This window comes from Pseudomonas sp. GD04015, from assembly GCF_029837675.1.
Lineage (GTDB): Bacteria > Pseudomonadota > Gammaproteobacteria > Pseudomonadales > Pseudomonadaceae > Aquipseudomonas > Aquipseudomonas paralcaligenes.
The window spans coordinates 140,132-163,781 of the sequence record NZ_JAOEEE010000009.1 but is presented as its reverse complement, the minus strand read 5'-3'; the positions used below and the strand labels follow the sequence as shown (position 1 = coordinate 163,781).

At 60.8% G+C, this 23,650-nt stretch carries 22 protein-coding genes and 2 pseudogenes; 16 read left to right on the top strand and 8 right to left on the bottom strand.

Annotated elements, in window-relative coordinates:
* Positions 1–26 precede the first annotated feature (26 nt).
* Both N7640_RS10815 and N7640_RS10810 read right to left on the bottom strand, forming a co-directional pair.
* On the bottom strand, positions 27–1,418 hold the full coding sequence (locus tag N7640_RS10815; protein WP_019396926.1) for a heavy metal sensor histidine kinase: 1,392 nt from the start codon (positions 1,416–1,418) through the stop codon (positions 27–29).
* Entirely contained in the window at positions 1,415–2,089 is a 675-nt protein-coding gene (locus N7640_RS10810; RefSeq protein ID WP_019396925.1) for a heavy metal response regulator transcription factor, read from the bottom strand. The genes N7640_RS10815 and N7640_RS10810 overlap by 4 nt, the downstream gene beginning before the upstream one ends.
* Positions 2,090–2,566: 477 nt before the next feature.
* Here N7640_RS10810 and N7640_RS10805 point away from each other — a divergent pair, with 477 nt between their 5' ends.
* The 6 genes from N7640_RS10805 (at position 2,567) to N7640_RS10780 (ending at position 10,465) form a co-directional block, all read left to right on the top strand.
* Complete coding sequence (locus N7640_RS10805; RefSeq protein WP_019396924.1) at positions 2,567–3,682, top strand: efflux RND transporter periplasmic adaptor subunit; 1,116 nt, start codon at positions 2,567–2,569, stop codon at positions 3,680–3,682.
* Positions 3,682–6,765 (top strand): CusA/CzcA family heavy metal efflux RND transporter, encoded by a 3,084-nt coding sequence (locus N7640_RS10800; RefSeq protein ID WP_019396923.1) that lies wholly within the window; start codon positions 3,682–3,684, stop codon positions 6,763–6,765. Before N7640_RS10805 ends, N7640_RS10800 begins: the two co-directional genes overlap by 1 nt.
* Positions 6,758–7,060: a DUF3240 family protein gene (locus N7640_RS10795; RefSeq protein ID WP_019396922.1), complete on the top strand. Its 303-nt coding sequence runs from the start codon at positions 6,758–6,760 to the stop codon at positions 7,058–7,060. Before N7640_RS10800 ends, N7640_RS10795 begins: the two co-directional genes overlap by 8 nt.
* Entirely contained in the window at positions 7,060–8,295 is a 1,236-nt protein-coding gene (locus tag N7640_RS10790; RefSeq protein WP_025986921.1) for a TolC family protein, read from the top strand. Before N7640_RS10795 ends, N7640_RS10790 begins: the two co-directional genes overlap by 1 nt.
* Positions 8,296–8,483: 188 nt before the next feature.
* The gene (locus tag N7640_RS10785; RefSeq protein ID WP_019396920.1) at positions 8,484–9,806 is read left to right on the top strand and encodes an OprD family porin; all 1,323 of its coding nucleotides are present in this window, start codon (positions 8,484–8,486) and stop codon (positions 9,804–9,806) included.
* Positions 9,807–10,129: 323 nt separating this feature from the next.
* The gene (locus N7640_RS10780; protein ID WP_019396919.1) at positions 10,130–10,465 is read left to right on the top strand and encodes a DUF2790 domain-containing protein; all 336 of its coding nucleotides are present in this window, start codon (positions 10,130–10,132) and stop codon (positions 10,463–10,465) included.
* A 690-nt stretch (positions 10,466–11,155) separates the two neighbouring features.
* On the opposite strand, the pseudogene N7640_RS10775 reads toward N7640_RS10780, so the two are convergent.
* A pseudogene (locus tag N7640_RS10775) lies at positions 11,156–11,515 on the bottom strand (transposase); the annotation flags it as partial.
* A 600-nt stretch (positions 11,516–12,115) separates the two neighbouring features.
* On the opposite strand from N7640_RS10775, the gene drt2 reads away from it, so the two are divergent.
* Positions 12,116–13,399, top strand: coding sequence for an antiviral reverse transcriptase Drt2 (drt2, locus tag N7640_RS10770; RefSeq protein WP_019396856.1), 1,284 nt, complete (start codon positions 12,116–12,118; stop codon positions 13,397–13,399).
* Between the two features lie 134 nt (positions 13,400–13,533).
* Positions 13,534–13,812 carry a BPSL0761 family protein gene (locus tag N7640_RS10765; RefSeq protein WP_079264212.1) on the top strand — a complete coding sequence of 93 codons (279 nt, stop codon included), beginning with the start codon at positions 13,534–13,536 and terminating at the stop codon, positions 13,810–13,812.
* Between the two features lie 142 nt (positions 13,813–13,954).
* On the opposite strand, the pseudogene N7640_RS10760 reads toward N7640_RS10765, so the two are convergent.
* Positions 13,955–14,338 (bottom strand): annotated as a pseudogene (locus N7640_RS10760) (DEAD/DEAH box helicase); the annotation flags it as partial.
* 136 nt (positions 14,339–14,474) lie between these two features.
* Between N7640_RS10760 and N7640_RS10755 the strand changes: the two are divergent.
* A complete protein-coding gene (locus tag N7640_RS10755) occupies positions 14,475–14,891 on the top strand; it encodes a polyribonucleotide nucleotidyltransferase (protein WP_220811999.1) in 417 nt (138 codons plus the stop codon).
* Between the two features lie 40 nt (positions 14,892–14,931).
* Positions 14,932–15,804: a cation diffusion facilitator family transporter gene (locus N7640_RS10750; RefSeq protein ID WP_279902748.1), complete on the top strand. Its 873-nt coding sequence runs from the start codon at positions 14,932–14,934 to the stop codon at positions 15,802–15,804.
* Between the two features lie 156 nt (positions 15,805–15,960).
* Here N7640_RS10750 and azu read toward each other — a convergent pair whose 3' ends face one another.
* Entirely contained in the window at positions 15,961–16,410 is a 450-nt protein-coding gene (gene azu, locus N7640_RS10745) for an azurin (RefSeq protein WP_220811995.1), read from the bottom strand.
* Between the two features lie 260 nt (positions 16,411–16,670).
* Here azu and N7640_RS10740 point away from each other — a divergent pair, with 260 nt between their 5' ends.
* Positions 16,671–17,090, top strand: a complete 420-nt coding sequence (locus N7640_RS10740) for an MAPEG family protein (protein ID WP_279902749.1) — start codon at positions 16,671–16,673, stop codon at positions 17,088–17,090.
* On the opposite strand, the gene N7640_RS10735 is transcribed toward N7640_RS10740, so the two are convergent.
* A complete protein-coding gene (locus tag N7640_RS10735) occupies positions 17,016–17,771 on the bottom strand; it encodes a GDSL-type esterase/lipase family protein (RefSeq protein WP_279902750.1) in 756 nt (251 codons plus the stop codon). The two genes, N7640_RS10740 and N7640_RS10735, sit on opposite strands and share 75 nt — an antisense overlap.
* An 826-nt stretch (positions 17,772–18,597) precedes the next feature.
* Between N7640_RS10735 and N7640_RS10730 the strand changes: the two genes are divergently transcribed.
* From N7640_RS10730 to N7640_RS10720, 3 genes are all read left to right on the top strand, one after another.
* Positions 18,598–19,077 (top strand): Lrp/AsnC family transcriptional regulator, encoded by a 480-nt coding sequence (locus tag N7640_RS10730; protein WP_220811989.1) that lies wholly within the window; start codon positions 18,598–18,600, stop codon positions 19,075–19,077.
* 81 nt (positions 19,078–19,158) lie between these two features.
* Positions 19,159–19,377 carry a DUF2788 domain-containing protein gene (locus N7640_RS10725; RefSeq protein WP_279902751.1) on the top strand — a complete coding sequence of 73 codons (219 nt, stop codon included), beginning with the start codon at positions 19,159–19,161 and terminating at the stop codon, positions 19,375–19,377.
* A gap of 96 nt (positions 19,378–19,473) precedes the next feature.
* Positions 19,474–19,866, top strand: coding sequence for a globin (locus tag N7640_RS10720; RefSeq protein ID WP_220811986.1), 393 nt, complete (start codon positions 19,474–19,476; stop codon positions 19,864–19,866).
* Here N7640_RS10720 and N7640_RS10715 read toward each other — a convergent pair whose 3' ends face one another.
* Positions 19,867–20,436, bottom strand: coding sequence for a pseudouridine synthase (locus N7640_RS10715; protein WP_279902810.1), 570 nt, complete (start codon positions 20,434–20,436; stop codon positions 19,867–19,869).
* Between the two features lie 175 nt (positions 20,437–20,611).
* Here N7640_RS10715 and N7640_RS10710 point away from each other — a divergent pair, with 175 nt between their 5' ends.
* Together N7640_RS10710 and N7640_RS10705 are read left to right on the top strand one after the other, a co-directional pair.
* Positions 20,612–21,637: an NAD(P)-dependent alcohol dehydrogenase gene (locus tag N7640_RS10710; protein ID WP_279902752.1), complete on the top strand. Its 1,026-nt coding sequence runs from the start codon at positions 20,612–20,614 to the stop codon at positions 21,635–21,637.
* 32 nt (positions 21,638–21,669) lie between these two features.
* The gene (locus N7640_RS10705; RefSeq protein ID WP_279902753.1) at positions 21,670–22,119 is read left to right on the top strand and encodes a GNAT family N-acetyltransferase; all 450 of its coding nucleotides are present in this window, start codon (positions 21,670–21,672) and stop codon (positions 22,117–22,119) included.
* A gap of 61 nt (positions 22,120–22,180) precedes the next feature.
* Here the strand turns inward: N7640_RS10705 and amn are convergent, their stop codons facing one another.
* Entirely contained in the window at positions 22,181–23,647 is a 1,467-nt protein-coding gene (gene amn, locus N7640_RS10700; protein WP_279902811.1) for an AMP nucleosidase, read from the bottom strand.
* Positions 23,648–23,650: the final 3 nt, after the last annotated feature.

The following is a 23,650-nucleotide window of genomic DNA, read 5'->3' as shown; positions in this document are numbered from 1 at the left end:
TCTCTTGGGACTGGTTATGCGGGCGCTCAAGCTGCCACTGCAGGAAACTCTAGGTAAAAGCGAGTGTAGCCATCGGCATCCACTTCGACCCTGGCGTTGCCCTGATGCAGGCTCATGATAGACCGCACAATGGCTAGCCCCAGGCCGGTGCCGCCCTCACTACGTGCTCTGCTCTTGTCGACTCTATAAAACCGCTCGAACAGATGCGGCAAGTGTTCGGCACCAATCCCATGTCCTGGGTTACCGACAGAGAGACGGACAAGGCCTCCCTTCTGATCGATCCTCATTTGGACACTGGCGCCGGAGGGGCAGTAGCGGATGGCATTGGAAAGAAGGTTGGAGATTGCACGCTGGATCATCAAGCGATTGCCTCGAACCAGTCCGGCCCCGCAATACTCCAGATGCACCCCTTTCTCTTCACCACTAAGGCTGAACAGGTCACCTACTCGCTGTAGCTCATCATCGAGCGCTACCGTGTCGAATTGCACTTGTGAAGCGGGGTGACTGACATGCGCGAGAAACAGCATATCGGAGACGATGCGGGTCACACGATCTAGCTCCTCAGAGCAAGACTCCAGCACTTCACGATACTCCTGCGGTGGGCGTTCGCGCGAAAGGGTCACTTGGACCTTGCCCATCAGGTTGGTGATGGGGGCTCGAAGCTCATGGGCCAGGTCATCGGAAAACTGGGAGAGTTGCTGTACCCCATTGTCCAGCCGGTGGAGCATGAAGTTGATACCGTTCGCTAACTCGCGCAGCTCTGCCGGGAGCTTTTCCATCGGTAGTCGGTGCTCGAGGTTGTCGGTGGACACCTTGGAAGCAACTCGCAGAAAGCTGGTTAGCGGGCGTAGGCCGCGGCGAACTGTCCACCAGGCAACAGTCATTGTTAGCAGCAGCAGGAATGGAGAGGCGATCAGTGCCCATTTCAGCAGTGCGTCCAAGAGGGCAGCATCCGCTGATTGATCGATAGTGAGATAGACGCCCACTTCGGTGCCATCCTTCAGGCGCATGAGCTGCGAGGCGCTGAGCATCGGACGGCCAAGCGGGTCGAGCCATTCGTGAAAGCCAAGCACCTTCTCTGCAGGGAACCTGTGCAACTCAAAGGTTATCGATTTCGACCCAAGGGTAAGCACGGGCTGAGTGCTCTGAGCCGAGTCGAAAATGCTGACATAGAGGTTGTTGTGCCCCATGGCCAAGTCGACGAGCACATGAGTCTTGGAGCTGATGTCACCGACATTGATCGCTGTGGCCAGGCTGTGAGCAATGCCCTCCATCTTTGTACTAGCACTCGATTGGGCAATGCGCTCCAGCCCCTGATGAAGCATCAAGGCGCCAACTGCAGCGATGAGCGCAACGAGGGCAACGCTCATCAGACCAACCTTCAGCCCAAGTCGGGTTGCGAGGCTGTCTGTCCTCATGAACGGTCCTCAAGTACATAGCCGACTCCACGTAGTGTGTGGATTAACTTCACATCGAATGGGTCATCGATCTTGGCGCGCAGTCGCCGAATGGAAACATCGATGACGTTCGTGTCGCAGTCGAAATTCATGTCCCAAACAAGGGAGATGATCTGCGAGCGGGTCAGTACTTCACCTGTGCGACTCATGAGCAGGTGGAGTAGTGCAAATTCCTTGGTCGTCAGGTCTATGCGGTGTGTGCCGCGATAGGCCCGATGGCGACCTGGATCCATTTCGAGATCAGCCACACGAAGCGTGGACGATTCGGCAAGTTCATCACCCCGACGCAGCAGCGAGCGCACACGGGCTAGGAGCTCAGGAAACTCGAATGGCTTGACCATGTAATCGTCGGCCCCGCCTTCCAGGCCTTTGACCTTGTCGTTAAGGCGACCCCGCCCGGTCAGCATCATGATGCGTACACGACTTGTTTTTCGGATGTGCTCAAGAACGCCCCAGCCATCCAGGTTGGGCAGGTTCACATCAAGAATGACGAGGCTATATGTGTTGTGACTGAAAAGATGAAGAGCGTCGATCCCATTTGCCGCTCGATCTACTACATAGCCGCTTTCCGTTAAACCCTGTTGAAGATATTCGGCAGTTTTGGGTTCGTCTTCTACAACCAGTACACGCATATTGATTTGCTCTAATAATGTAAGAATTTATTAACTTGAAGATTATTAGAATTATTCTCTGGTGATTTTTAAGTTTGCTGAAAATTGCTGCTGCTCAGCGCCCCCGATCCTGCATTAATTCTGTCGCCCCACAACTCTGCGTCAGTTTGCCGCACTTAAAGAGACTGCCCTGAGAAATGCTTTCTCATGAGGCGAATCTCTTGTCCTGCGGGGTGCCTGGCGATTCTAGCGCGAAAAATATGCTTGCGGGCAAACCCTACAGATTTGTAATTCAAGCGCCACGTTCCTGACAGTCATGGGTACTTAGAATTTTCAGTGTAGAGAAACTCTACGGCATTAATTTATCGCGTGATGGGAAGTATAGATGAGTGGAGATGCCATTCGTCTTGATCGGCGCTGCTGAATATCTCCCCATCTTCTTTCTCAAGAAATAGGTCGAAATCATGTCTTTGCATGGTGCTGCATGGGAGTTCTCCGATGAAAGTGAATAGACACTTGGGCTATGTGAAAAGTTTGTCGCTTGCCTGTGCTTGTCTCCTGTCCGGAACTGCTCTCGGTGCCGAGAAGTTCACTGTCTCCGAGGAGCAGATGCGGGCTCTCGGAATCAAGTTGATCCCTGTGCAGAACGCCATGGGCGAGGTGCGTAGCCGCTACCCGGGGCAGGTGGTGGTACCGCCGAAATCGGAACAGGTCATCAGCTCTCCTCTGGAAGGGCTGGTAACGCAGCTACTAGTTGGAGAATTTCAGGCAGTGAAGCGCGGTGAAGCGCTGGCACGTCTTTCAAGTCCAGCCATGAGTCAGCTTCAACTGCAGCTCCTGCAGGCTTCCGCTCGGGTAACCCTGGCACGCCAAGCAAACGTACGTGAGCAGTCGCTGTTTGAAGAGGGGATCATCCCTCAGCGTCGTGCCCAGGAGTCCCACGCGGTACTGAAAGAAGCTGAGGCCACATTTGCTCAGGCGAAGTCTGAGCTGTCCTTGGCGGGGATGTCGAAAGAGGCGATGGAGCTGGTGATCCGCACTGGTGTTCCTTCTGACTCAATCACGCTGACTGCTGCACAGGACGGCATTGTCAGCGCAATTTCAGTGCGGCCTGGCCAGCGTGTTGACGCGGCCACAGCAATTCTCAATGTCACCCAAGTCGATACCTTGTGGCTCGATGTGCAGATTCCTGCGGCGGCGAGCCTGAGCGTCAAGGTCGGCGCCCGTGTTGAAGTGGCCGATAAGCAGGTCACTGGTCGGGTGCTGAGCCTGAGCCCGACTATTACTGCGGACAACCAGTTCGTTGTACTGCGTGCCGAAATCGATGGCGCGGCAGCAGGCTTCCTGCGACCTGGCGAGTTGGTGACGGTAGAAATCCCTGTCGAATCTTCAGGGCAGTCCTGGTCGCTTCCGCTCACTGCAGTTGCACGCAATAAAGACGACTCGGTGATTTTTGTCCGCACTCCCGATGGATTTGTTGCGAAGCCGGTAAAGGTGCAGGCCAGCGCTGGCCAGTTGGTGAGGGTGGAGGGGGATCTCGCTCCCCAGGACCAGGTTGCCGTGAGTGGCGTTGTTGCGCTCAAAGGTGCCTGGCTTGAGGAGGACGGTGAGTGATGCTTAGTCGCCTCGTCCAATTTTCGTTATCGCAGCGGCTGTTCATGCTGCTGGCGACAATCCTTATCGCGGCTGCGGGTTGGTATGCCTACCGCGGACTGCCTATTGATGCATTTCCAGACGTCGCCAGCACCCAGGTGAAGGTGATCATGAAGGCGCCTGGGATGACTCCGGAGGAAGTGGAAAGCCGGATTGCAGTACCCATCGAGGTCGAGATGCTTGGCATCCCGGACACCAAAATCCTGCGCTCTGTCACTAAGTACGGCCTGGTTGATGTGACCATCGATTTCAAGGATGGGACCGACATCTATTGGGCCCGGCAGCAGGTGGCGGAGCGGTTAGGCAATCTGACCGATAGCCTGCCAGAGGGAATTTCCGGAGGCATGGCGCCCATCACTACTCCGTTGGGCGAGATGTTCATGTTCACGGTTGATGGTGAATCGATGTCACTGGTGGAGCGCCGCAGCCTGCTGGACTGGGTCATCCGCCCGGCACTACGCACGGTACCCGGCGTTGCCGACGTCAACTCACTAGGTGGGCAGGTGCGTACCTTCGAGATCATGCCTGACCCGATACGGATGGCCGCCAATGGCGTGAGCCTGGAGCAGTTGTCCGAGGCCGTGAACGGCAACAACCGCAACGACGGTGCCGGTCGTCTGGGAGAGGGTGATGAGGTCCTGCTGGTCCGCAGCGAGGGCAGTATTCGCACCCTGGATGATCTTCGTGCGGTAGTAGTGAGCGCCAATGGCTCCTCGCCTGTGCGAGTGGCCGACCTCGCCGAGGTGGAGATCGGGACTCTGACGCGCTACGGCGTGGTCACACAGGACGGCAATGGCGAGGCGGTACAGGGCCTGGTGCTCGGTCTTGCCGGCGCTAACGCGAAAGAGGTTGTTAAGGGGGTGCAGCAGAAGCTCAAGGAGCTTGAAGCAACCCTGCCAGAGGGGATCAAGATCACCAGCTTCTACGACCGCTCCTCCCTAGTGGAGAAAGCCGTTGGTGCCGTATCCAAGGCGCTACTAGAAGCTACCGTTCTGGTAATCGTGCTCCTAGCACTATTCCTCGGCAACATTCGTGCGGCGCTAACCGTAGCACTGGTACTGCCCCTTGCTGCCTTGATCACCTTCATCCTCATGCGCTTCTTTGGCATGTCCGCGAACCTCATGAGTCTCGGAGGGTTGGCTATTGCCATCGGCATGCTTGTAGATGCTGCGGTGGTGGTGGTGGAAAACATAGTGCAGCGCCTTGCCACCGACACCTCTGAAGGCAAGCTGCCACGTCTGCACATCATCTATCGAGCGGTGCGGGAAGTTGCGGTGCCGGTGACCTCCGGCATTCTGATCATCATCACTGTGTTCCTCCCGCTGCTGACTCTGCAGGGACTAGAGGGCAAGTTCTTCGTACCTGTTGCTCTGACTATCGTCTTCGCTTTGGCCGGCTCGCTGTTGCTGTCTCTAACAGTTATCCCAGTGCTTTCGTCTTACCTGCTACGCGAGGTGAAACACGAGGACCCGTGGCTGGCCCGCAAGCTTCTGGCGATTTACAGCCCCGCGCTCGACTGGGGCCTGCGCCAACAGAAGCTAATCGGTGTAATGGCGGTTTCGCTGTTGGTCGTTGCAGGGCTCGTTTACACCCAGGTTGGTAAGACCTTCATGCCGACCATGGACGAAGGTGACCTGATTGTTGGCATCGAAAAGTTGCCTTCGGTGAGCCTGGAGCAGACTGCTGAGTTGGATAAGAAGATCCACAAGGCGCTGATGGGGGCCATACCGGAAATTCGCGGCATCGTCGCGCGAGCTGGCTCGGATGAGATTGGCTTGGACCCTATGGGTCTCAACCAGACTGACACCTACCTGCTGCTCAAACCGACCGATGAATGGCGGATGGATACCAAGGAAGAGCTGATGGACGAGATCCGTAAGGTTCTCGATCCAATGCCTGGTATCGATTACAGCTTCACCCAGCCCATCGAGATGCGCGTGTCCGAGATGATCATCGGTGTACGTGGGGACCTAGCGGTTAAGGTCTATGGCCCGGAGCTGGGCAAGCTCAACGAGCTCGGTGCTCAGATCGAAGGTCTGTTGAAAACTGTGCCTGGCAACCAGGACGTGTACACCGTGCAGAACGACGGTGTGCAGTACCTGCGAGTAGAGATCGATCGGCTTCAGGCTGGCCGCTTCGGTCTGTCTGTCGAGGCCATTCAAGATGCACTGCGCGCCCAGATCGAAGGTCAACGCGCCGGCACAGTTATCGAAGGCAATCAGCGTACGCCTATCCTCATTCGTGCGGATGCATCGGTGCGTGCGTCGCCCGCCGAGTTTGATGCAGTACGCATCACCACGCCGGATGGTCGTACCGTACCGCTGCGCAGTGTCGCCAAGCTGGAGCGTGCCGAGGGGCCGGTGAAGATCGACCGTGAGATGGGCAGCCGCTACAGCGTTGTAATCGCCAACGTTGCAGGTCGTGACCTGGTGGGCTTCGTCGAGGAGGCGAAGGCGTTGGTGGGCAAGAATGTCGAGCTGCCAAATGGTTATCGCATTAGCTGGGGTGGCCAGTTCGAAAACCAGCAGCGTGCCGCCGCGCGCTTGACCGTGGTTATCCCGGTCGCCTTGGGGCTGATCTTCGTACTGCTTTTCTCCACCTTCGGCTCTGTGCGACAGGCACTGCTCATCCTAAGCAATATCCCGTTCGCTCTGGTGGGCGGCATCGTCGCGTTGTGGCTCACAGGGGAATATCTGTCGGTACCTGCGTCGGTTGGGTTCATTGCATTACTTGGTATCGCAGTGCTCAACGGCATCGTGTTGGTGAGTTACTTCAACCAGCTATACGGCGAAGGCATGGCCTTGCGAGATGTGGTTGTGCAGGGCGCGAAGCGCCGGCTGCGCCCAGTAATGATGACTGCATCCATCACAGCCTTCGGCCTAGTGCCGCTCCTGTTTGCTACGGGCCCCGGCTCTGAGATCCAGCGCCCCTTGGCCATCGTTGTTATCGGCGGGCTGATCACCGTAACAGCGCTGACGCTAATGCTGTTGCCAATCCTCTATCTCCGATTTGCTCACCCCCAGAGGGAGACTGCTGATGTCTAACATTTGGCTGACCTTGCTGTGTCCACCCAGCCTTGAAGAAAAGCTGATCGATCAACTTCTTGTGACCGCCGGTACTCAGGTCTTCACCAGCACGCCGGTTGCGGCGCATGGTCTTTCTACGTCTGCTCTGGACCCAGTTGAGCAGGTGATGGGAAGAGCTCGGGCTGTGCAGATACAGCTTGTAGTGGACCAGGACCACGTCATGCACTTACTGGATATCTTGCGAGAGCAGTTCCCTCGGACAGGGCTGCGATTCTGGACCGCCCAGATCAATCTCATCGGAGAGCTCGCGTGATGGAACGATTAGCTCTTCTTGTATTGCTAATGGGGGCCAGTGGTTCTGCAGCCTCGCAGGCACTGCCCATTCAGGAGGCATTGCCAACACCCATCGCAACGTCCCTACTTAATTCCGACCCTCGGGTCGCATCGGCCAGAGCGAGCATGGAGGCAATGATGCAAGAGGCAGGCATCATCCGGCGCTCGCCCTATGAGTTTGTTGTGGCTGCTACAGGACAGCAGCGCCGTGTGGATAGCGGGCCTAACTACAACGAGTGGAACGTAGGTGTAGAGCGCACTATCAGGCTGCCAGGCAAGGTGAGCGCGGATAACGACATCAGCAGTGCTGTGGTTGAGGAAGCCTATGCCGGTTACGGCGAGGCGAGGCACATGGCGGCTCAGGAGCTCATGGCGTTATGGCTGGACTGGCTCGCCGCCGAACATGCTCTGGATATCGCCAATAAGGGGCTGACGTCAGCAAAGGAGAGCCTGGCAGCAGTGGAGAAACGCAGCAGAGCTGGAGATGCCTCTAAGCTCGATGTGAGTCTCGCCCGTGCCGAGCAGGCGGAGCAACTACGGCAGGGTAACGATGCCAAGGTACTGGCAGCCTCCAACTGGGCACGCCTTTCCAACCGATTCCCAGGTATTGAACGCAACAAAATTGCGCTACCAGCACCGTCCAAGGAGCTGGGTGACCTTGCAAGCTGGCGTGAGCGGATTCTGCAGGAAAGTGATGAGCTACGGCGTGCAGAGGCGACGGCGCTCAAGTCCCAAGGACAGGCGAGTCGCGCAAGAGCCGACAAGATTCCTGATCCGACCTTGGGTGTCTTCACTACCTCGGAGCAAGGTAGCCGGGAGCGGATCTACGGCGTAAGCATCAGCATGCCGATTCCCAGTGGTACGCGTAGTGCACGATACAGCCAGGCGCTATCTCAAGAGGAGGCTGCTGCCCAGGACGTTGCTCTGGTTAAGCGGGAACTAGAGATGCGCATCGCGCATGATGTTGTGCAGGCCAATGGTGCCTATGACAGCTACATCATCGCGAAGGATGGTGCAGAGGCAATGGCACAGAACGAGGCGCAGATGCAGCGTGCCTATGAGCTTGGCGAGGCTGACCTGCAATCATTGCTGCTGGCTCGGCGTCAGGCGGTGACCGCTTCAACCAACGCGCTGGATGCGCACGTTGAAGCATTGCGGACCCATCTTTCGCTACTAATCGACGCGCACATGATCTGGAAACTAGACGAGTCCTGATCAACTGCAGTTCCTTGAAACATCGGCCGGGCATGTCCCGGTCGATCATCTTTCAAAATTGTAATTCTTCACTCATCTTGCAGAAAGCTCCGGGCAGTAAGGATAGGGAGCGGCCGTCAACACGCAGCGCAACAAGAAAACAGGCCGTCGCGTATCAACAAGAAACTGCCGATTAGAATGGAGCAAACATGAATTCAAAGACCAAGCTGTCGCTTGCCGTTCTCGCAGCACTGGCAGGTATCAGCCCTCTCGCGAATGCTGAAGAGCAGCGCGAGGGCTTCATCGAAGGCAGCAGCCTGAACATCCTTAACCGCAATTTCTACTTCAATCGAGATAACCGTAACGGCGAGAGCGGTGCCGGCGGTGCCGGATACTCTGAAACCTGGGCACACGGCATCATTGGCCAGTTTGAGTCTGGCTTCACTCGCGGGACTGTTGGAGTGGGCGTTGATGCATTTGCAATGCTCGGGCTCAAGCTGGACACCGGTGGTGGCCGAAATGGTGGTCGCAGCACATTCGATGTGCTTCCCGTCGATAGCAATGGCGAGGCACGTGATGAGTACTCCAAGGTCGGCGGCGCGCTGAAGGCACGAGCCTTCGATACGGTCCTTAAAGTCGGCGACGTGTTCCCAACTACTCCCGTCGTTCACTATGGCGACTCTCGCCTGCTACCTGAATCCTTCCGGGGTATTACCCTAGAGAACAGCAGCGTAAATGGACTCACTCTGCAGGGTGGTCGTCTCCACGCTATGAGTCAGCCGGTGTCCAGCGACATGCGTGACAAGTTCGCCACTTTCTATGCGGGTCCTGTTGACTCGCCATGGGTCGGCTACTTCGGGGGTGATTACAGCGTCAACGAAAACCTTCAAGTCAGTGCATACAGCGCCCGCTTGAAGGACGCATGGGATCAGTACTACTTCGGTGCTTCTCTGACCCAGCCCCTCACCGAAGACGTTTCCCTGATCACCGGCTTCAACTACTACAACGTTCAGGATGAAGGGAAGCAGCTGCTGGGCGAGCTGAACAACAACATCTGGAGCGCTAAGGTCGGCGTGCAGTTTGGTGCTCACACGGTCACCCTGTCGCACCAGCGCAACAACGGCGATGACGATTTCGACTATCTGCGCCAAGCGGACTCGATCTACCTCGACAACTCCATCCAGTACACCGACTTCAACTCGCCGAAAGAGCGTTCTTGGATGGTCCGCTACGACCTGAACATGCAGGCATACGGCATCCCTGGTCTCTCGTTCATGGCTCGTTACGGTAAAGGCACCGATGCTGATTACTCCAACGCCAACGACGTCTATATGCGTCGCGACGCGGATGGTAATCCGCTGGTCGATCAAAAGCGTTGGGAGCGGGACATCGAGGCCAAGTACGTGGTGCAGACAGGCTCGCTCAAGGACATGTCCTTCCGCATCCGACAAGCTAATACTCGAGCAACTCAATTTGAGTCAGATCTGGACGAGTTCCGCCTGATCGTCGAGCACCCCCTGAGCGTGCTTTAACGCTTATTTGTGAGCGCCTGATTCTCGGGCGCTCATAGTGTCAAATTTGTAATCTTTCAATCATCTTCCTGTTAGTCGCGGCAAGTTACATTAGGCCGTTGGCTAAGTGTTTTCGAACACGACTCTGATTAGCTCTTGGCGGAGTTCGGAGTCTTACCTAATTCACCTTTGAAGCCTAGTGCTCCTTTGGAAGAGGTGAATCCTGGGCGCTCAGAAATGAGCGCCTTTTTTTTGAGTTAATGTCGCAAATGTAATTTGCGAGCAATCTTCTGGTAAGTGCTGCAAGGCTAATATTGCGTAAATTCTGACGAGGAGGTGGCGCCATGAAATCTATTAAAGTACTTGCTGTTCTTTCTGCGCTGTTCGTATTTCAGAGCGCTAATGCGTACTCTGTAACTTTCCCAGAGAGCGCCAAAAAAGAGATTGAGGAGAAAAGCCTGAAGGCGGCTGAGAATTATGCTCAGAGCGTTGGGAAGGCGGCTCCCCAGCCGAGTGATTACAAGTACGGCATGAAGCTTGACGTGGCCAAGCTGATTTATGTTACGCCGACTGTTAAGTTTTGTGGAAACGTAAATAAGCTCATGACCTATGAGGACTCTCAGGGGGATTTGCACACCATTCGCTATATCTCGCAAGGCCAGTGTCGCAATCAAATGTAAATAAGCAAGAAGCTCTATCTTTCAGGTAGGGCTTTTTTGTTTGTGCGGGTGTAAGTATTGGCTGCTTCTGAGTTCTAACTGAAGGTCTTAAGTAGACAATGCTTTGAGTCGAAGGCTGGTTGGCATTCCCAAAAGTAGGACTAATAAAAAAGGCGCCTAGAGGGCGCCTTTGGCTTTAATGTAGATGTTTATTGCTTTGAGGTTTTGTCATCGAGCTTGATGGTCTTTGATTGAGCTTCGGCTTTATGTTTATTTTCCTGGGCTTTTTCTCGGCTCTCGCGGAATCGCTAAAATGCTTCAGAGGGGCGGTTAAAACCATCGCCGCCCTTCGCGAAGGCAGTTGCAGATGTCATTCCAATGACTACTGAAAGCATGATTATTCTGAGCTTCATATCTTCGACCTGTGTGCGCTGACGGATGAAAGCACTGCTTAGCAGTGCTCTAGTCAGGGTACGAATCGGCTGATAACGAGAGCATGAGGGCCAGATGACAATGCTGACATTAACTTTCTGCTTTTGGCCCAGACCGTGTAAAAACGCAGCAAGCGATGGCAATCAACTGCCGGGTGATTTTCTCAGCGTCCAGGAGGCCGCCGGAGACCCAATCAGGCGCATTCGGTGATTCTGGTTGCTATGGCACTTCCGGCTTCGGCGCGCCTGTTGAGAGGGGGCAAGACTCGTAAAACAGGCCTCAGGCCTTCATCGCTGCCATCAGGGCACCGCTGCCCAGCACGTTCAACACGCGTTTGAGATTGTAGGCGAGCACATGCAGGCTCATCTCGGTGCTCACCCGGTCGAGCGTTCTGGTGAGGAAATGGGTGGCACCCATCCAGCTCTTCAGCGTGCCGAACGGGTGCTCGACCGTCTGACGGCGGATTCGCATCATCTCGGGCCCTTGATCCAGACGACTCTGCATCGCTTCGAGCACTGCTTCATGCTCCCAGCGGCTCACTCGGCGTGGCTGTGGACTCGGTGTGCACTGCTCTTTCAGCGCACAACCCTGGCAATGCGAACTCCAGTAACGGTGCAGCTTCAGCCCTTTCTCGACACTAGGGATGATCTGAAGTTGTCACTGGCAGCTGAGGGTTGTGGCAGCCTGTCACGAGCGACTGGAGCCGATCCGAAGCTGACGGTGGCCACAGCCAGAAATGGCCGAAAGCGGGAACTATCCCACCCCTATGAAGTTTTGGCACCTACCAGATACTTGAAGGCAGAGCGCTTCCAACGTCAACGCTGTGGCATCTATTCCGTTGCACGGAGACTTCAGAGCACCTGACACCTAGCTGAAGGAGTGTCATGCCTCTCGAAAAGACGGGGGCTGTTCAGCTCAGATTTATGCTAGCCTGCAAGCGCTTCGGGTATAGACCCGAAGGTGCATCACAAGCTGTCAAGCCCCAAGGCGGCATCCCAGGTATAACAACCCAGGTTGACCAGCAATGCGGCCAGCAGCCCTCGGATACTTATCTTCATAGGTACTCCAAATGTGACGCTGACACTATACGTCGATCCTAGCAATCGCGGCGAAATCGGAACTGGGTGACTGAGACCGATTGGATAATGTGAGGAACATTTGGGTTTATCCGGCCAGGCGGCTTGAGGATTGCCGCCATCCTAAGCCTGGCCGGTTGGCTCGAAACAAGGATGTACGCTGATGCCAGAAAATTGGTACAAGTCTCGAGGCTATCTGCACTTTGATCGTCCGATAAACCAGGCAGCAGCGCTGGAGATCGTCTCAAGTCCTAAGGCTGTTGCTAAGCATGCCTTTTACCCGTTCATTCGCTATGTCGCGCAAACACAGAAAGTGTTCTTCGACAAAAGCATTTGGAAAGTGGTCAAAAAAGACCCTAAGCAGCGGCCTATCTCCTACGCCGCACACGTCGACAGCCATATTTATTCGTACTACTGCGACCTGCTGAACCAGGCCTACGAGGGACATCTGGCTAAGGTGCGGTGGGCCTCAGCAATCTTGGCATTCAGAGCCCTTGGCAAAAGCAATATCGATTTTGCTCGGGATGCGTTCCTGGATATCGCGGCGCGAAAGTCCTGCTGCGTCATAGCCATCGACATCAAAGGCTTCTTTGACAACCTAGACCATACGCACCTGAAAAATGCCTGGCAGGCGATTCTCGACACCAGCCATTTGCCCGACGACCACTACGCGGTTTTTCGATCCCTCACAAAGTATTCGTTCGTCTACAGGGATCAAGTCTACGAAGCGCTGGGCCTCTCCAAGAACAACCCCAAGCAAGGCCGCAAGCGAATTTGCGAGCCCCATGAATTCAGAGCCAAGGTTCGTGATGGCGGCCTGATCGAAACCAACAGGGACAAAAAGGGTATCCCCCAAGGCTCCCCTATCAGTGCCCTGCTGTCCAACGTGTACATGATGGGCTTCGATGAGCAGATCCACGCGTATGTCCAATCCTACGGTGGTTCCTACTACCGATACTGCGATGACGTACTGCTAATTGTGCCACTGGAGAAAGAGGCAGAGGCCAAAGCCCTAGTCGACCTACGCGTCAATGAGATAGGCCTGGAGATCCAGACTGCCAAGACGGAGGCCTGCAAATTCACTCGATCAGTCAAGGGGTTGAGATCCGACCGACCGCTGCAATATCTGGGCTTTATCTTTGATGGGGCCAACATTTACCTGCGTTCATCGTCACTAGCTCGCTATCAGGACCGTGTAAACAGAGGAATCTGGCTGGCAGGAAAACGCATGGACAAGGTCAACGCCAAGCGAATTGCCAGAGGGCAGTTGCCTCGCTCGATGTTCCTGAAGAAGCTGTATAAGCGGTACTCCTACCTGGGCCGAAGGAACTTCATTTCTTATGGCTACCGGGCAGCCAGAGCCATGAACGCCCCCTCGATCAAGAAGCAGCTCAAGCCACACTGGAACAGGCTCCGCCAGCGCATTTCTGATGCGCAAGGCGAATGACATTGATAGGCCACGCTTCCAGGGCTGTGCAATTATCCAGGGAAATCAAGCTTGATACCGTAAGTGTTCCCCTAGGGCGTGGAATATGTTGACGGGAAGCCGTCTCCCCCTGCGGACATTTCAGGAGCAATACCATGACGATGGCCCATGAACGCACCCGTAGCGTTGTTCAAACACGGGACTTCCTACAGGAGCTGGCTAGGGACACGAGCCTTCCTGAAAGCATACGGTACCAAGCAAAAAATCTACTACGGCATTACCCGACAGCAGAAGCCGTCTGGTTGGCTGGTCGAGTGGAAGAGCGATCCAAGCAGGAGCTTTCCCTATTGGCCGACAAGCATGGACCTCTACATCCGGTGTTAGTCAGCTGGCTGTTAAATGATCCGATGTTTTCTGATAAAGGAACTAGCTGAGTCAGACCAAATGGGGGCACTGGTACATTGCTTTACGTTGACCATGGTGAGCTTGTGAGGGCAAGCGGCGATCACCAGCCCATCAAACGTGATGAAGATCCTTTTTTTTGACAAGAATTAAGATTTTTCGTGCATTTAGTAATTCGTGGAATTCGTCGAAGATCACCAGGCCGACGCCCTCCAGCGCCGGGTCGTCCTGCAGGCGGCGGGCGAGGATGCCCTCGGTCACCACCTCGATGCGGGTGTCCGGGCCGACCTTGCTATCCAGGCGGATGCGGTAGCCCACCGTTTCGCCGACCGCCTCGCCCAGCTCGCTGGCCAGGCGCTCGGCGGCGGCACGGGCGGCCAGCCGGCGCGGTTCGAGCATGAGGATGCGCTGCCCGGCCAACCACGGTTCGTCGAGCAGGGCCAGCGGCACGCGAGTGGTCTTGCCGGCGCCGGGCGGCGCCTCCAGCACGGCTTCGTGGCGTTCGGCCAGGGCGGCGCGCAGCGCCGGCAGGGCTTCGTCGATGGGCAGGCGGGTCATGGTTTCTCCAGATTCGGCGGCGGATTATACGGAACGCCGGGCCGCGAACTCACGCGAGGCAAACGGAACGCCGCGTCAGGCATCCAACTGCAATGACGGCCTTGATATAGTGCCGCATCATTTTCTGGAGGTGCCCATGCACAAGCATTCCCGCATCATCGGCGGCGTCCTCGCCGCGACCCTGCTGACCCAGGTGGCCGCCTGCGGCACCCTGTTCTTCCCCGACCGCCGCGGACAGATCGAAGGCCGGGTCGACCCGCTGGTGGCCGGCCTGAACGCCGTCGGCATCCTGTTCTACGTCATCCCCGGCCTGATCGCCTTCGGCATCGACTTCGCCACTGGCGCCATCTACCTGCCCAACGACCAGTACTCGGTGGCCCCGGAAAAGCTCCGCGAAGCCATCGGCGAGGACGGCAAGGTCGACACCCACAAGCTCAAGGCCATCCTCCACCGCGAACTCGGCCGCGACCTGCCGCTGGACGATCCGCGCCTGATCCAGCACAGCGGCGGCGTCGAGCAGCTGGCCGCCTACGGTCTGCGCCCACAGGCCTGATGCCCCGCACCGCCGTGCGCCTGCCGGCCCGCGAACGGCCATGACCGTCTCGCCGCGGCATGCCCGCCTGCTGCGCCAGGCCACCGCGGCGGCGCTGGCCACGGCCCTGCTGCTGGCCGGCGCTAAGGCCGTGGCCTGGTGGCTGAGCGGCTCGGTCAGCCTGCTGGCCGGCCTCACCGACTCGCTGCTGGACGGCGCCGCCTCGCTGCTCAACCTGATCGCCGTCCACTATTCCCTGCGTCCCGCGGACGACGACCACCGCTACGGCCACGGCAAGGCGGAAGCGCTGGCCGGTCTGGCCCAGGCCATGTTCGTCGGCGCCAGCGCCGTGCTGGTGGCGCTGCAGGCCTGGGACCGGCTGCACCATCCCGAACCGCTCGGCGCCCCGGCGCTGGGCATCGCGGTGATGCTGCTGTCGCTGGCGCTGACCGTCGCCCTGCTGCTGTTCCAGCGCCACGTCGTGCGGGTAACCGGCTCTACGGCGATCCGCGCCGACTCGCTGCACTACCGCTCCGACCTGCTGCTCAACGGCGGCATCCTGCTCGCGCTGGTGCTGACCGCGTTCGGCTGGCAGCAGCTGGACGCGGTGTTCGGCCTGGGCATCGCCGCCTATATCCTGTGGAGCGCCATCAGCATCGTGCGCGAGGCGGTGGCCGTGCTGATGGACGAGGAGCTGACGCCGGACATCGCCGAGCGCATGCAGGCGCTGACCCGCGCCGTGCCGGGCGTGCTCGGCGTACACGACCTGCGCACCCGGGTGTCCGGCACCCGCTGGTTCGTCCAGCTGCACCTGGAGCTGCCCGGCGAGCTGTCGCTGCGCGAGGCGCACCAGCGCTGCGTGGAGGTGGCGAAGGTGATCCGCGCCGAATTCCCGCACGCCGAAGTCCTGGTCCACGCGGACCCGGTGACCTGACGACATCGAATGAACGGGCCCGGAATCGGCCCTAGGAGATTTCGTAGGGTGCGCCGCGCGCACCACTTGCCTCGGGGATCGGTGCGCACGGCGCACCCTACGAGGGAACCACGAAACCACGGGGAAGGCCCGGCGAGCGCCGGGCCGGAGGGTGTATCAGTCGACCAGCTTGAGTTCGCCCTTCATCAGGCCGATGTGGCCGGGGAAGGAGCAGAAGAACTCGTAGGGGGTGCCGGCTTCCAGCTTGGCGACATCGAAGCTGACGGTCGCGGTCTCGCCGCCGCCGATGAGCTTGGTGTGGGCGATCACGCGCTCGTCGCCGGCCTTAATGTAGTCGTTGTCGACGCCGGCGGCGATGCCGTCGGTGGCGATGGCCTGGGCATCGGCGGTCTTGCTCAGCACCCAGTTGTGGCCCATCACCTGCTTGGGCATGGTGCCGGTGTGCTTGAGGGTGACGGTGAAGGTCTTGCAGCTCTTGCTGACGTCGATCGACTTGGTCTCGAAGGTCATCTGGTCGGTGGAGTTGACTTCCACGGCGCACTCGGCGGCAAACGCCGGCAGGCTGGCCAGAGCGATTGCGGAAGCGACTACGAATTTACGCAACATCGACTTTCTCCTTGGGCAGGTATGCAAAATGTTCGGCCGCTCAAGACTGCCACCCGGGGCCCCCGCTTCCCATAGGTTGCGACAACCGGTCACAGGCGGACCGGCGGGCCACGAAAAGGCGTCCGCCCCTTGCAGGCACCGGCCCGGGAACGTACCCGGCGGCCCCGCGACAGCCGCGTGACAAAAGCGCGCAGGCAAAACTAGAGCATTTACTCTAGAAAATCTAGGCTGGCGCCCTACCACAACAACAAGGAAGCGCCATGAACCTCTCCGCCTCTGCCATCGCCCTGCTCGGCCTGATCGCCTGGGCCCTGCTGTTGCTGTTCCTGATCATCAACCAGCGTGGCCTGCTGGTGCTGAGCGGGCGCATGCGGGTGAACGCCTTCTCCCCCGACGGCAGCAACACTCCCGGCGGCTTCGCCCAGCGCCTGGTGCGGGCCCACGCCAACAGCCTGGAGAACCTGCCGCTGCAGATCGGCGTGCTGCTCTATGCGATGCACGCCGGGCAGACGGCGATCACCGATCCGCTGGCCCCGGTGCTTCTTGGCGCGCGCCTGTTCCAGTCGCTGATGCACCTGATCAGCACCGGCGCGCTGTTCGTCTGGCTACGCTTCGCCGGCCTGCTGGCGCAGATGCTGATCCTCGCCTGGTGGCTGCTGCGCCTGGCCGGGCTCGTCTGAGGGGCACAGGTGACGGCGCATGAGCGGCCCGATCAGGCGCTGCCAGGCGCCGTAGCCCTCGGCGGTCAGGTGCAGGCCGTCGCCGCGATAGCCGCGCGGCCCGATCACGGCCTGCACATCCAGGTAGCGCCAGCCGTGCTGCTGCGCCAGCTCACGCAGGCGGCGGTTGAGTTCGTCCACCTGCCGGTTGATGGCCTGGTGGTCCGCATGCAGCGGCGTGACCCGCAGGGTCGACTGCAGCACCGGCGCCACCCCGGCCCGTTCCAGGCCGGCCAGGATGGCGCGGTAGTTGGCCAGCAAGGTGGCGGGCGGCACGCCGTGGCGCAGGTCGTTGATGCCGATCATCAGCAGCGCCTGATCGGCGGCGGCGGCTTCCACCAGGGGCAGGTGGCGCAGCAGGTCGTCGCTGCGCGCGCCCGACACCCCCAGGTTCAGCGGCGCCCGGCAGCCCTCGCCGGCGCTCCAGCCGTGGCCGGCGGTGATCGAATCGCCCAGCAGCACCAGCGGCGCCTGCCGCGGGGCCTGCCCCAGGGCGATGAACGCGGCCTCCACCCGGGCCTCGCGGGTCTGCGGCGGTGGCGGCCGTTCGCCGGCCCGCAGCGCCATCCAGCAGGCGCCCGCGAGGGCGAAGGCCCACAGCAGCAGGCCGGCGCGGCGCCGAGTCTCGTCGTCGAAGTGCATGGGGCGATCTTGCCGCAACGGCAAGGAAAAAGGCCATGTCCCCGTTGCGTGTCGCAGACGCCACAGCCGCCCTGCGGAAACGGCCTGCCTGCAATATCATAGGAAGCCCGTTGGGTGACCCACCCGAGGCACCGCCGGTGGACTACGCCGGCAAGCGGCTGACTCACCCTGCGCGTTGCGCGGTCTCGCCCCGCTATCTGAACGCTGCAGTTGCCTGCCCCTGGATCCCCGCCTGCGCGGGGATGACGAGGTAGGGGTGGCGTTTCTGCCGGAGCCGTCATTCCCGCGCAGGCGGGAATCCAGAAGGGGCCAGGGCCTTACACCATCCAACCAGGGTCTGTACGAAAAGTTGTCGAGCGCAGGTCAGGCGAGGGCTAGGCGCCCCCACAAAAACAGGTGAGGAAGCGGACTGGGCCCGCATGCGAGTTTACGAGCTGTAAATGAGCATTCCGAACCCGTTTTTAACGAAGCATCACCGAGCGCAGGCACTTTTCGTACAGAGCCTAGGACATAGCCAAAGAAAAAGGGGAGGCCGAAGCCTCCCCTTTTTCTTGTCCGACGCTGGCAATCGTGTCGCCGCCTTCTTCGCCCGCCTGGTTGGGCGGTGCGGACCCGGGAGCCTGCACGATCCGGTAGGACCGCCGGCGCCGCGACACCTGATTGGGCGTTGCGGATGGACATAACGTCCGGGCCATGAAACTGAGGGAAAGCTTACCGGGCGGGAGGCGACACAGGATTGCGAATATTGCTGACCAACATGACGTTTGCGCAATTTCCAATCACTGATAGATTGATCAGCGCAATCCTTTGATGAAGAAGCCGATCAATGAACAAGCTGGACCGCTACGACCTGCGCATCCTCGCCGAACTTCAGCGCGACGCGCGCATCTCCAACCAGGAGCTGGCCGAACGCATCGGCCTCTCGCCCTCGCCCTGCTCGCGGCGGGTCAAGCAGCTGGAGGACGACGGCTACATCGCCCGCCAGGTGGCCCTGCTCGACCGCAAGAAGCTCGGCCTGTCGCTGACCGCCTTCGTCCTGATCGGCATGGACCGTCACACGCCCGAGCGCTTCGAGCACTTCCAGTCGGTGATCCGCCAGTGCCCCGAGGTGCTGGAATGCAGCCTGGTGACCGGGATGGACGCCGACTACCAGCTCAAGGTGGTGGTGCCGGACATGGACCACTACCAGAAATTCCTGCTCGGCCAGCTGACCCGCATCGAGGGCGTGACCAGCGTCCGCTCCAGCTTCGTGCTGGACCAGGTGCTCGCCAGCACCGAGCTGCCCCTGGAGCACCTGCGCGGCTGATTGCCGCAGTGGCGGTCGACCTGCGTCGCCCAGCGCGTATAATCGCGCCCCCGCAACGCTGCAGCCCCTCGCGAGGTCGCCATGGAAACCGAACAGTTCGAAGCCCTGATGATGTACGTCCTGGTCGGCGGCCTGATCGTATTCATGTTCTTCATCATCTGGGACCTGGCCAAGAAGTCCAAGGCCGGCCGCCTCGGCACCGCCATCCTGTTCCTCGGCCTCGGCCTGTGCCTGTTCGCCTTCCTGGCCAAGCCCGTGATCACCTACTTCATCGAGATGGCGCGCGGCATCCACGGCTGAGGTCGGGATTGAAATCCTGAGACATGGGTCAGGTTACAACGGGACTGCAAAGTCACTACAATCGCCCCGTCCTACGTGCCTTCCCTCAGAGAAAAAATGAACCTCACCAATCTGGTCATGCAGAGCTATGGGCGCTGCTGCGTCAGCCCCGCCTTCTTCGACGACTTCTACCGGCACTTCCTCGCCAGTTCGCCGCAGGTGCGCGACAAGTTCGCCAGCACCGACATGACGGCGCAGAAGACCCTGCTGCGCCAGGGCATCCTCAACCTGGTGATGTACGCCCGCGGCATGCCCGACACCAAGCTGCGCGCGCTCGGCGAGAGCCACTCGCGGGGACGCCTGGACATCCGCCCGGAGCTTTACGACCTGTGGCAGGAAGCGCTGCTGCGCACCATCGCCGAGCACGACGGCGAATACGGCGAGGAAATCCGCGCCGCCTGGCGCGATGTGCTGCAGAAGGGCATCAACGTGATCAAGTCGTACTACTGATCAATCCAGCCGGGCCTGCACTTCCCGCCACTGGCCGGGCTGCAGGCCGTCCAGGCCCCAGGGGCCGATGCGCACCCGCACCAGCCTGAGCGTCGGCAGCCCGACCGCGGCCGTCATGCGCCGCACCTGGCGGTTGCGCCCCTCGCGGATCACCAGTTCCAGCCAGGCGGTCGGCACGCTCTTGCGAAAGCGCACCGGCGGCTGGCGTTCCCACAGTTGCGGCGCCTCCAGCAGCCGCGCCTCGGCCGGCAGGGTCGGGCCGTCGTTGAGCTGCACGCCGTCGCGCAACTGGCGCAGCTGGGCCTCGTCCGGCTCGCCCTCCACCTGCACCCAGTAGGTCTTGGCCAGCTTGTGCTTCGGATCGGCGATGCGTGCCTGCAGGCGGCCGTCGTTGGTCAGCAGCAGCAGGCCCTCGCTGTCGCGGTCCAGGCGCCCGGCCGGGTAGACGCCGGGCATGTCGACGAAATCCTTGAGGGTGGCGCGACCCTGGTCGTCCTGGAACTGGGTGAGCACGTCGAACGGCTTGTTCAGCAGGATCAGCCGCGGCTCGGCCGGCGGCGCCTTGGCCACCCGGCGCGGCGCGGGACGGCGGGGAGCAGGAGAACGGGGTGGGCGCGACATGCGAAATCCGGCGGGCTGATCGGGCCGCCAGTTTAACCGAGCATCATCACCTGCGCTGATGATGCCCCGCTCGGCGCTCCGGCCGGCTACTCTGCATCCATCTCACCAGCGCATCGGGAACCTCATGAGCAACGAACTCGCCACCTTCACCGGCTGGGCCGCCACCGCGCCGGGCGCACCGCTGCAACGCCACAGCTACGACCCGGGCCCGCTGGGCGCCGAGGACGTGGAGGTGGCCGTGGAATACTGCGGCATCTGCCACTCCGACCAGTCGATGATCGACAACGAGTGGGGCAACGCCCGCTACCCCTTCATCCCCGGCCACGAGGTGGTCGGCACCGTCGTCCGGGTCGGCGAGCAGGCGCGCGGCCTCAAGCTCGGCCAGCGGGTCGGCATCGGCTGGTACAAGGGCAGCTGCATGCACTGCGGCTCCTGCATGGAAGGCTCGCACAACCTGTGCCGCACGGTGAAACCGACCATCGTCGGCAGCCACGGCGGCTTCGCCGACCGCCTGCGCGCGCACTGGGCCTGGGCCATCCCGCTGCCGGAAGGGCTCGACCCGGCGCTGGTCGGCCCGCTGTTCTGCGCCGGCTCCACGGTGTTCTCGCCGCTGCTGGAATTCGACGTGAAGCCCACCGACCGGGTCGGCGTGGTCGGCATCGGCGGCCTCGGCCACCTGGCACTGCGCTTCCTCAATGCCTGGGGCTGCGAGGTCACCGCCTTCACCTCGTCGCTGAGCAAACAGGACGAGGCCAGGCGCCTCGGCGCGCACAAGGTGGTGGCCTCCACCGACCGGGACGCGCTCAAGGCCATCGCCGGCAGCCTCGACTTCCTGCTGGTCACCGCCAGCGCCGACCTGGACTGGAACGCCCTGCTCGCCACCCTGCGCGGCAAGGGCCGGCTGCACTTCGTCGGCATCGTGCCGAGCGCCATTCCGACCCACGTGTTCAGCCTGATCCCGCAGCAGAAGAGCCTGTCGGGCTCCCCGGTGGGCTCGCCGGCGAGCATGGCGACCCTGCTCGAATTCTGCGCCCGCCACCAGATCCTGCCGCAGGTGGAGCACTTCCCCATGAGCGAGGTGAATGCCGCCCTGGACCATCTGCGCGCCGGCAAGGCGCGCTACCGCGTGGTACTGGACGCCAGCCAGTGACAACCGCCACGCGCCCCGGGCATGAAGCCGCGATGAACCGTCGCATCGAACCCGCCCGCCCCGCCGACCGCCCACGCCTCGTCGAGGTGTGGGAAGCGGCGGTGCGCGCCACCCATCACTTCCTGCCGGAAGAGGACCTGCAGTTCTACAAGCGCATGCTGCGCGAACAGTACTTCGACCTGGTCCGGCTGACCTGCCTGCGCGACGGCGACGGCATCGTGCAGGGCTTCTCCGGCACCGCCGAGGACCGCCTGGAGATGCTCTTCGTCCACCCGGACTGCCATGGCAGGGGCTTCGGCAAGGCGCTGCTGCGCGACGCCATCGCGCACCACGGCACGCGCCTGGTCGACGTCAACGAGCAGAACCCCGGCGCCGTGGCCTTCTACCTCGCCCAGGGCTTCGAGCGGATCGGCCGCTCGCCGCTGGACGGCGCCGACAAGCCCTTCCCCCTGCTGCACCTGCGTTTGCGTGCAGGGGCCTGACCCACGCGGGTTTCACCCGCCCTGCTTCGCGTAGGGCTGGTGCAACCCGCGCCGGGCGCGCTCAGCGGAACGGCGGCTCGTCGAAGCTGCGCAGCTTGCGCGAGTGCAGCGAGTCGAGCTGGCAGCGCAGCAGGTCGAGGGCGGCGATGCCGATCGACAGGTGCTGGCTGACCGCCCGCTGGTAGAAGCCGGTGGCCGAGCCAGGCAGCTTGATCTCGCTGTGCAGCGGCTTGTCCGACACGCACAGCAGGGTGCCGTAGGGCACCCGCAGGCGATAGCCCTGGGCGGCGATGGTGCCGCTCTCCATGTCCACCGCCACGGCCCGGGCCAGGTTGATCAGCGGCCGCTCGTGGGCCCAGTGCAGCTCCCAGTTGCGGTCGTCATAGGTCAACACGGTGCCGGTGCGCAGACGCCGCTTGAGCGTCTCGCCCTTGTCGCCGGTGACGGTGGCGGCCGCTTCCTGCAATGCCTGCTGCACTTCCGCCAGGGCGGGGATCGGGATGTGCGGCGGCAGCACCCGGTCCAGTATTCCGTCCCTGCGCATATAGGCATGGGCCAGCACGTAGTCGCCGATGGTCTGCGACTGCCGCAGGCCGCCGCAGTGGCCGATCATCAGCCAGCAGTGGGGACGCAGCACGGCCAGGTGATCGGTGATGTTCTTCGCGTTGGACGGACCGACGCCGATGTTCACCAGGGTGATGCCGTGGCCGTCGCTGGCGATCAGGTGGTAGGCCGGCATCTGGTAGCGGTGCCAGACCACCGCGTCGGCCACCGCCTGGGCGTCCTCCTCGGAGGTGCCGCGCTCGATGATCACGTTGCCCGGCAGCACCATGCGCACGAAGCGCGGGTTCTCGCGCAGCTGCTCCAGGCCGTGGCGGATGAACTGGTCGACGTAGCGGTGATAGTTGGTCAGCAGGATCCACGGCTGCACGTGGCGCCAGTCGCTGCCGGTGTAGTGCTGGATGCGCTTGAGCGAGAAGTCGGTGCGCGCCGCGTCGAACAGCGCCAGCGGCAGGTCGCTGCTGTCGCCCCAGCCATACAGGCCGTCAGCCACCGAGTCGGTAGCGGCGGACAGGTCGGTGCTGGGGAACACCCGCGCCAGTTCGGCAGCGGTCACCCCCGAGCCGGACAGTTCGTCGCCCTGGTCGACCACGTAGGGATAGGGGATGTTCTGCTGGCTGAGGCCGACCTCGACGGTCACCGAGAAGTCCTCCATCAGCGGCCGCAGCTGGTCCAGCAGGTAGCCGCGGAAGGCCTCCGGCTGGGTCACGGTGCCGCGGTAGGTGCCCGGCACCTGGACCTTGGCGTAGGCGCGCACGGTGCTCGGCACCTCGCCCTGCCAGTGGTAGGTCAGGCGCAGCTCCGGATAGCGGAACAGGGCACGCTCGGCCTCGCCGGGCAGCACGCGCTCCTTGAGGTATTGCCTGAGCGCCAGGCTCAGTGCGCCGGTGGCCTGGCGGTGCAGGTCGGCGAGACGGTCGACAGCCTCTTCGGCGGTGCTGGCGACGACGAAATCGGAATGAGGCATGGC

What these genes read in the sequence shown, in the direction of transcription:
- N7640_RS10815 (WP_019396926.1), bottom strand. Translation starts at nt 1,418, where the DNA reads ATGAGGACAGACAGCCTCGCAACCCGACTTGGGCTGAAGGTTGGTCTG.
- N7640_RS10810 (WP_019396925.1), bottom strand. Translation starts at nt 2,089, where the DNA reads ATGCGTGTACTGGTTGTAGAAGACGAACCCAAAACTGCCGAATATCTT.
- N7640_RS10805 (WP_019396924.1), top strand. Translation starts at nt 2,567, where the DNA reads ATGAAAGTGAATAGACACTTGGGCTATGTGAAAAGTTTGTCGCTTGCC.
- N7640_RS10800 (WP_019396923.1), top strand. Translation starts at nt 3,682, where the DNA reads ATGCTTAGTCGCCTCGTCCAATTTTCGTTATCGCAGCGGCTGTTCATG.
- N7640_RS10795 (WP_019396922.1), top strand. Translation starts at nt 6,758, where the DNA reads ATGTCTAACATTTGGCTGACCTTGCTGTGTCCACCCAGCCTTGAAGAA.
- N7640_RS10790 (WP_025986921.1), top strand. Translation starts at nt 7,060, where the DNA reads ATGGAACGATTAGCTCTTCTTGTATTGCTAATGGGGGCCAGTGGTTCT.
- N7640_RS10785 (WP_019396920.1), top strand. Translation starts at nt 8,484, where the DNA reads ATGAATTCAAAGACCAAGCTGTCGCTTGCCGTTCTCGCAGCACTGGCA.
- N7640_RS10780 (WP_019396919.1), top strand. Translation starts at nt 10,130, where the DNA reads ATGAAATCTATTAAAGTACTTGCTGTTCTTTCTGCGCTGTTCGTATTT.
- drt2 (WP_019396856.1), top strand. Translation starts at nt 12,116, where the DNA reads ATGCCAGAAAATTGGTACAAGTCTCGAGGCTATCTGCACTTTGATCGT.
- N7640_RS10765 (WP_079264212.1), top strand. Translation starts at nt 13,534, where the DNA reads ATGACGATGGCCCATGAACGCACCCGTAGCGTTGTTCAAACACGGGAC.
- N7640_RS10755 (WP_220811999.1), top strand. Translation starts at nt 14,475, where the DNA reads ATGCACAAGCATTCCCGCATCATCGGCGGCGTCCTCGCCGCGACCCTG.
- N7640_RS10750 (WP_279902748.1), top strand. Translation starts at nt 14,932, where the DNA reads ATGACCGTCTCGCCGCGGCATGCCCGCCTGCTGCGCCAGGCCACCGCG.
- azu (WP_220811995.1), bottom strand. Translation starts at nt 16,410, where the DNA reads ATGTTGCGTAAATTCGTAGTCGCTTCCGCAATCGCTCTGGCCAGCCTG.
- N7640_RS10740 (WP_279902749.1), top strand. Translation starts at nt 16,671, where the DNA reads ATGAACCTCTCCGCCTCTGCCATCGCCCTGCTCGGCCTGATCGCCTGG.
- N7640_RS10735 (WP_279902750.1), bottom strand. Translation starts at nt 17,771, where the DNA reads ATGCACTTCGACGACGAGACTCGGCGCCGCGCCGGCCTGCTGCTGTGG.
- N7640_RS10730 (WP_220811989.1), top strand. Translation starts at nt 18,598, where the DNA reads ATGAACAAGCTGGACCGCTACGACCTGCGCATCCTCGCCGAACTTCAG.
- N7640_RS10725 (WP_279902751.1), top strand. Translation starts at nt 19,159, where the DNA reads ATGGAAACCGAACAGTTCGAAGCCCTGATGATGTACGTCCTGGTCGGC.
- N7640_RS10720 (WP_220811986.1), top strand. Translation starts at nt 19,474, where the DNA reads ATGAACCTCACCAATCTGGTCATGCAGAGCTATGGGCGCTGCTGCGTC.
- N7640_RS10710 (WP_279902752.1), top strand. Translation starts at nt 20,612, where the DNA reads ATGAGCAACGAACTCGCCACCTTCACCGGCTGGGCCGCCACCGCGCCG.
- N7640_RS10705 (WP_279902753.1), top strand. Translation starts at nt 21,670, where the DNA reads ATGAACCGTCGCATCGAACCCGCCCGCCCCGCCGACCGCCCACGCCTC.
- amn (WP_279902811.1), bottom strand. Translation starts at nt 23,647, where the DNA reads ATGCCTCATTCCGATTTCGTCGTCGCCAGCACCGCCGAAGAGGCTGTC.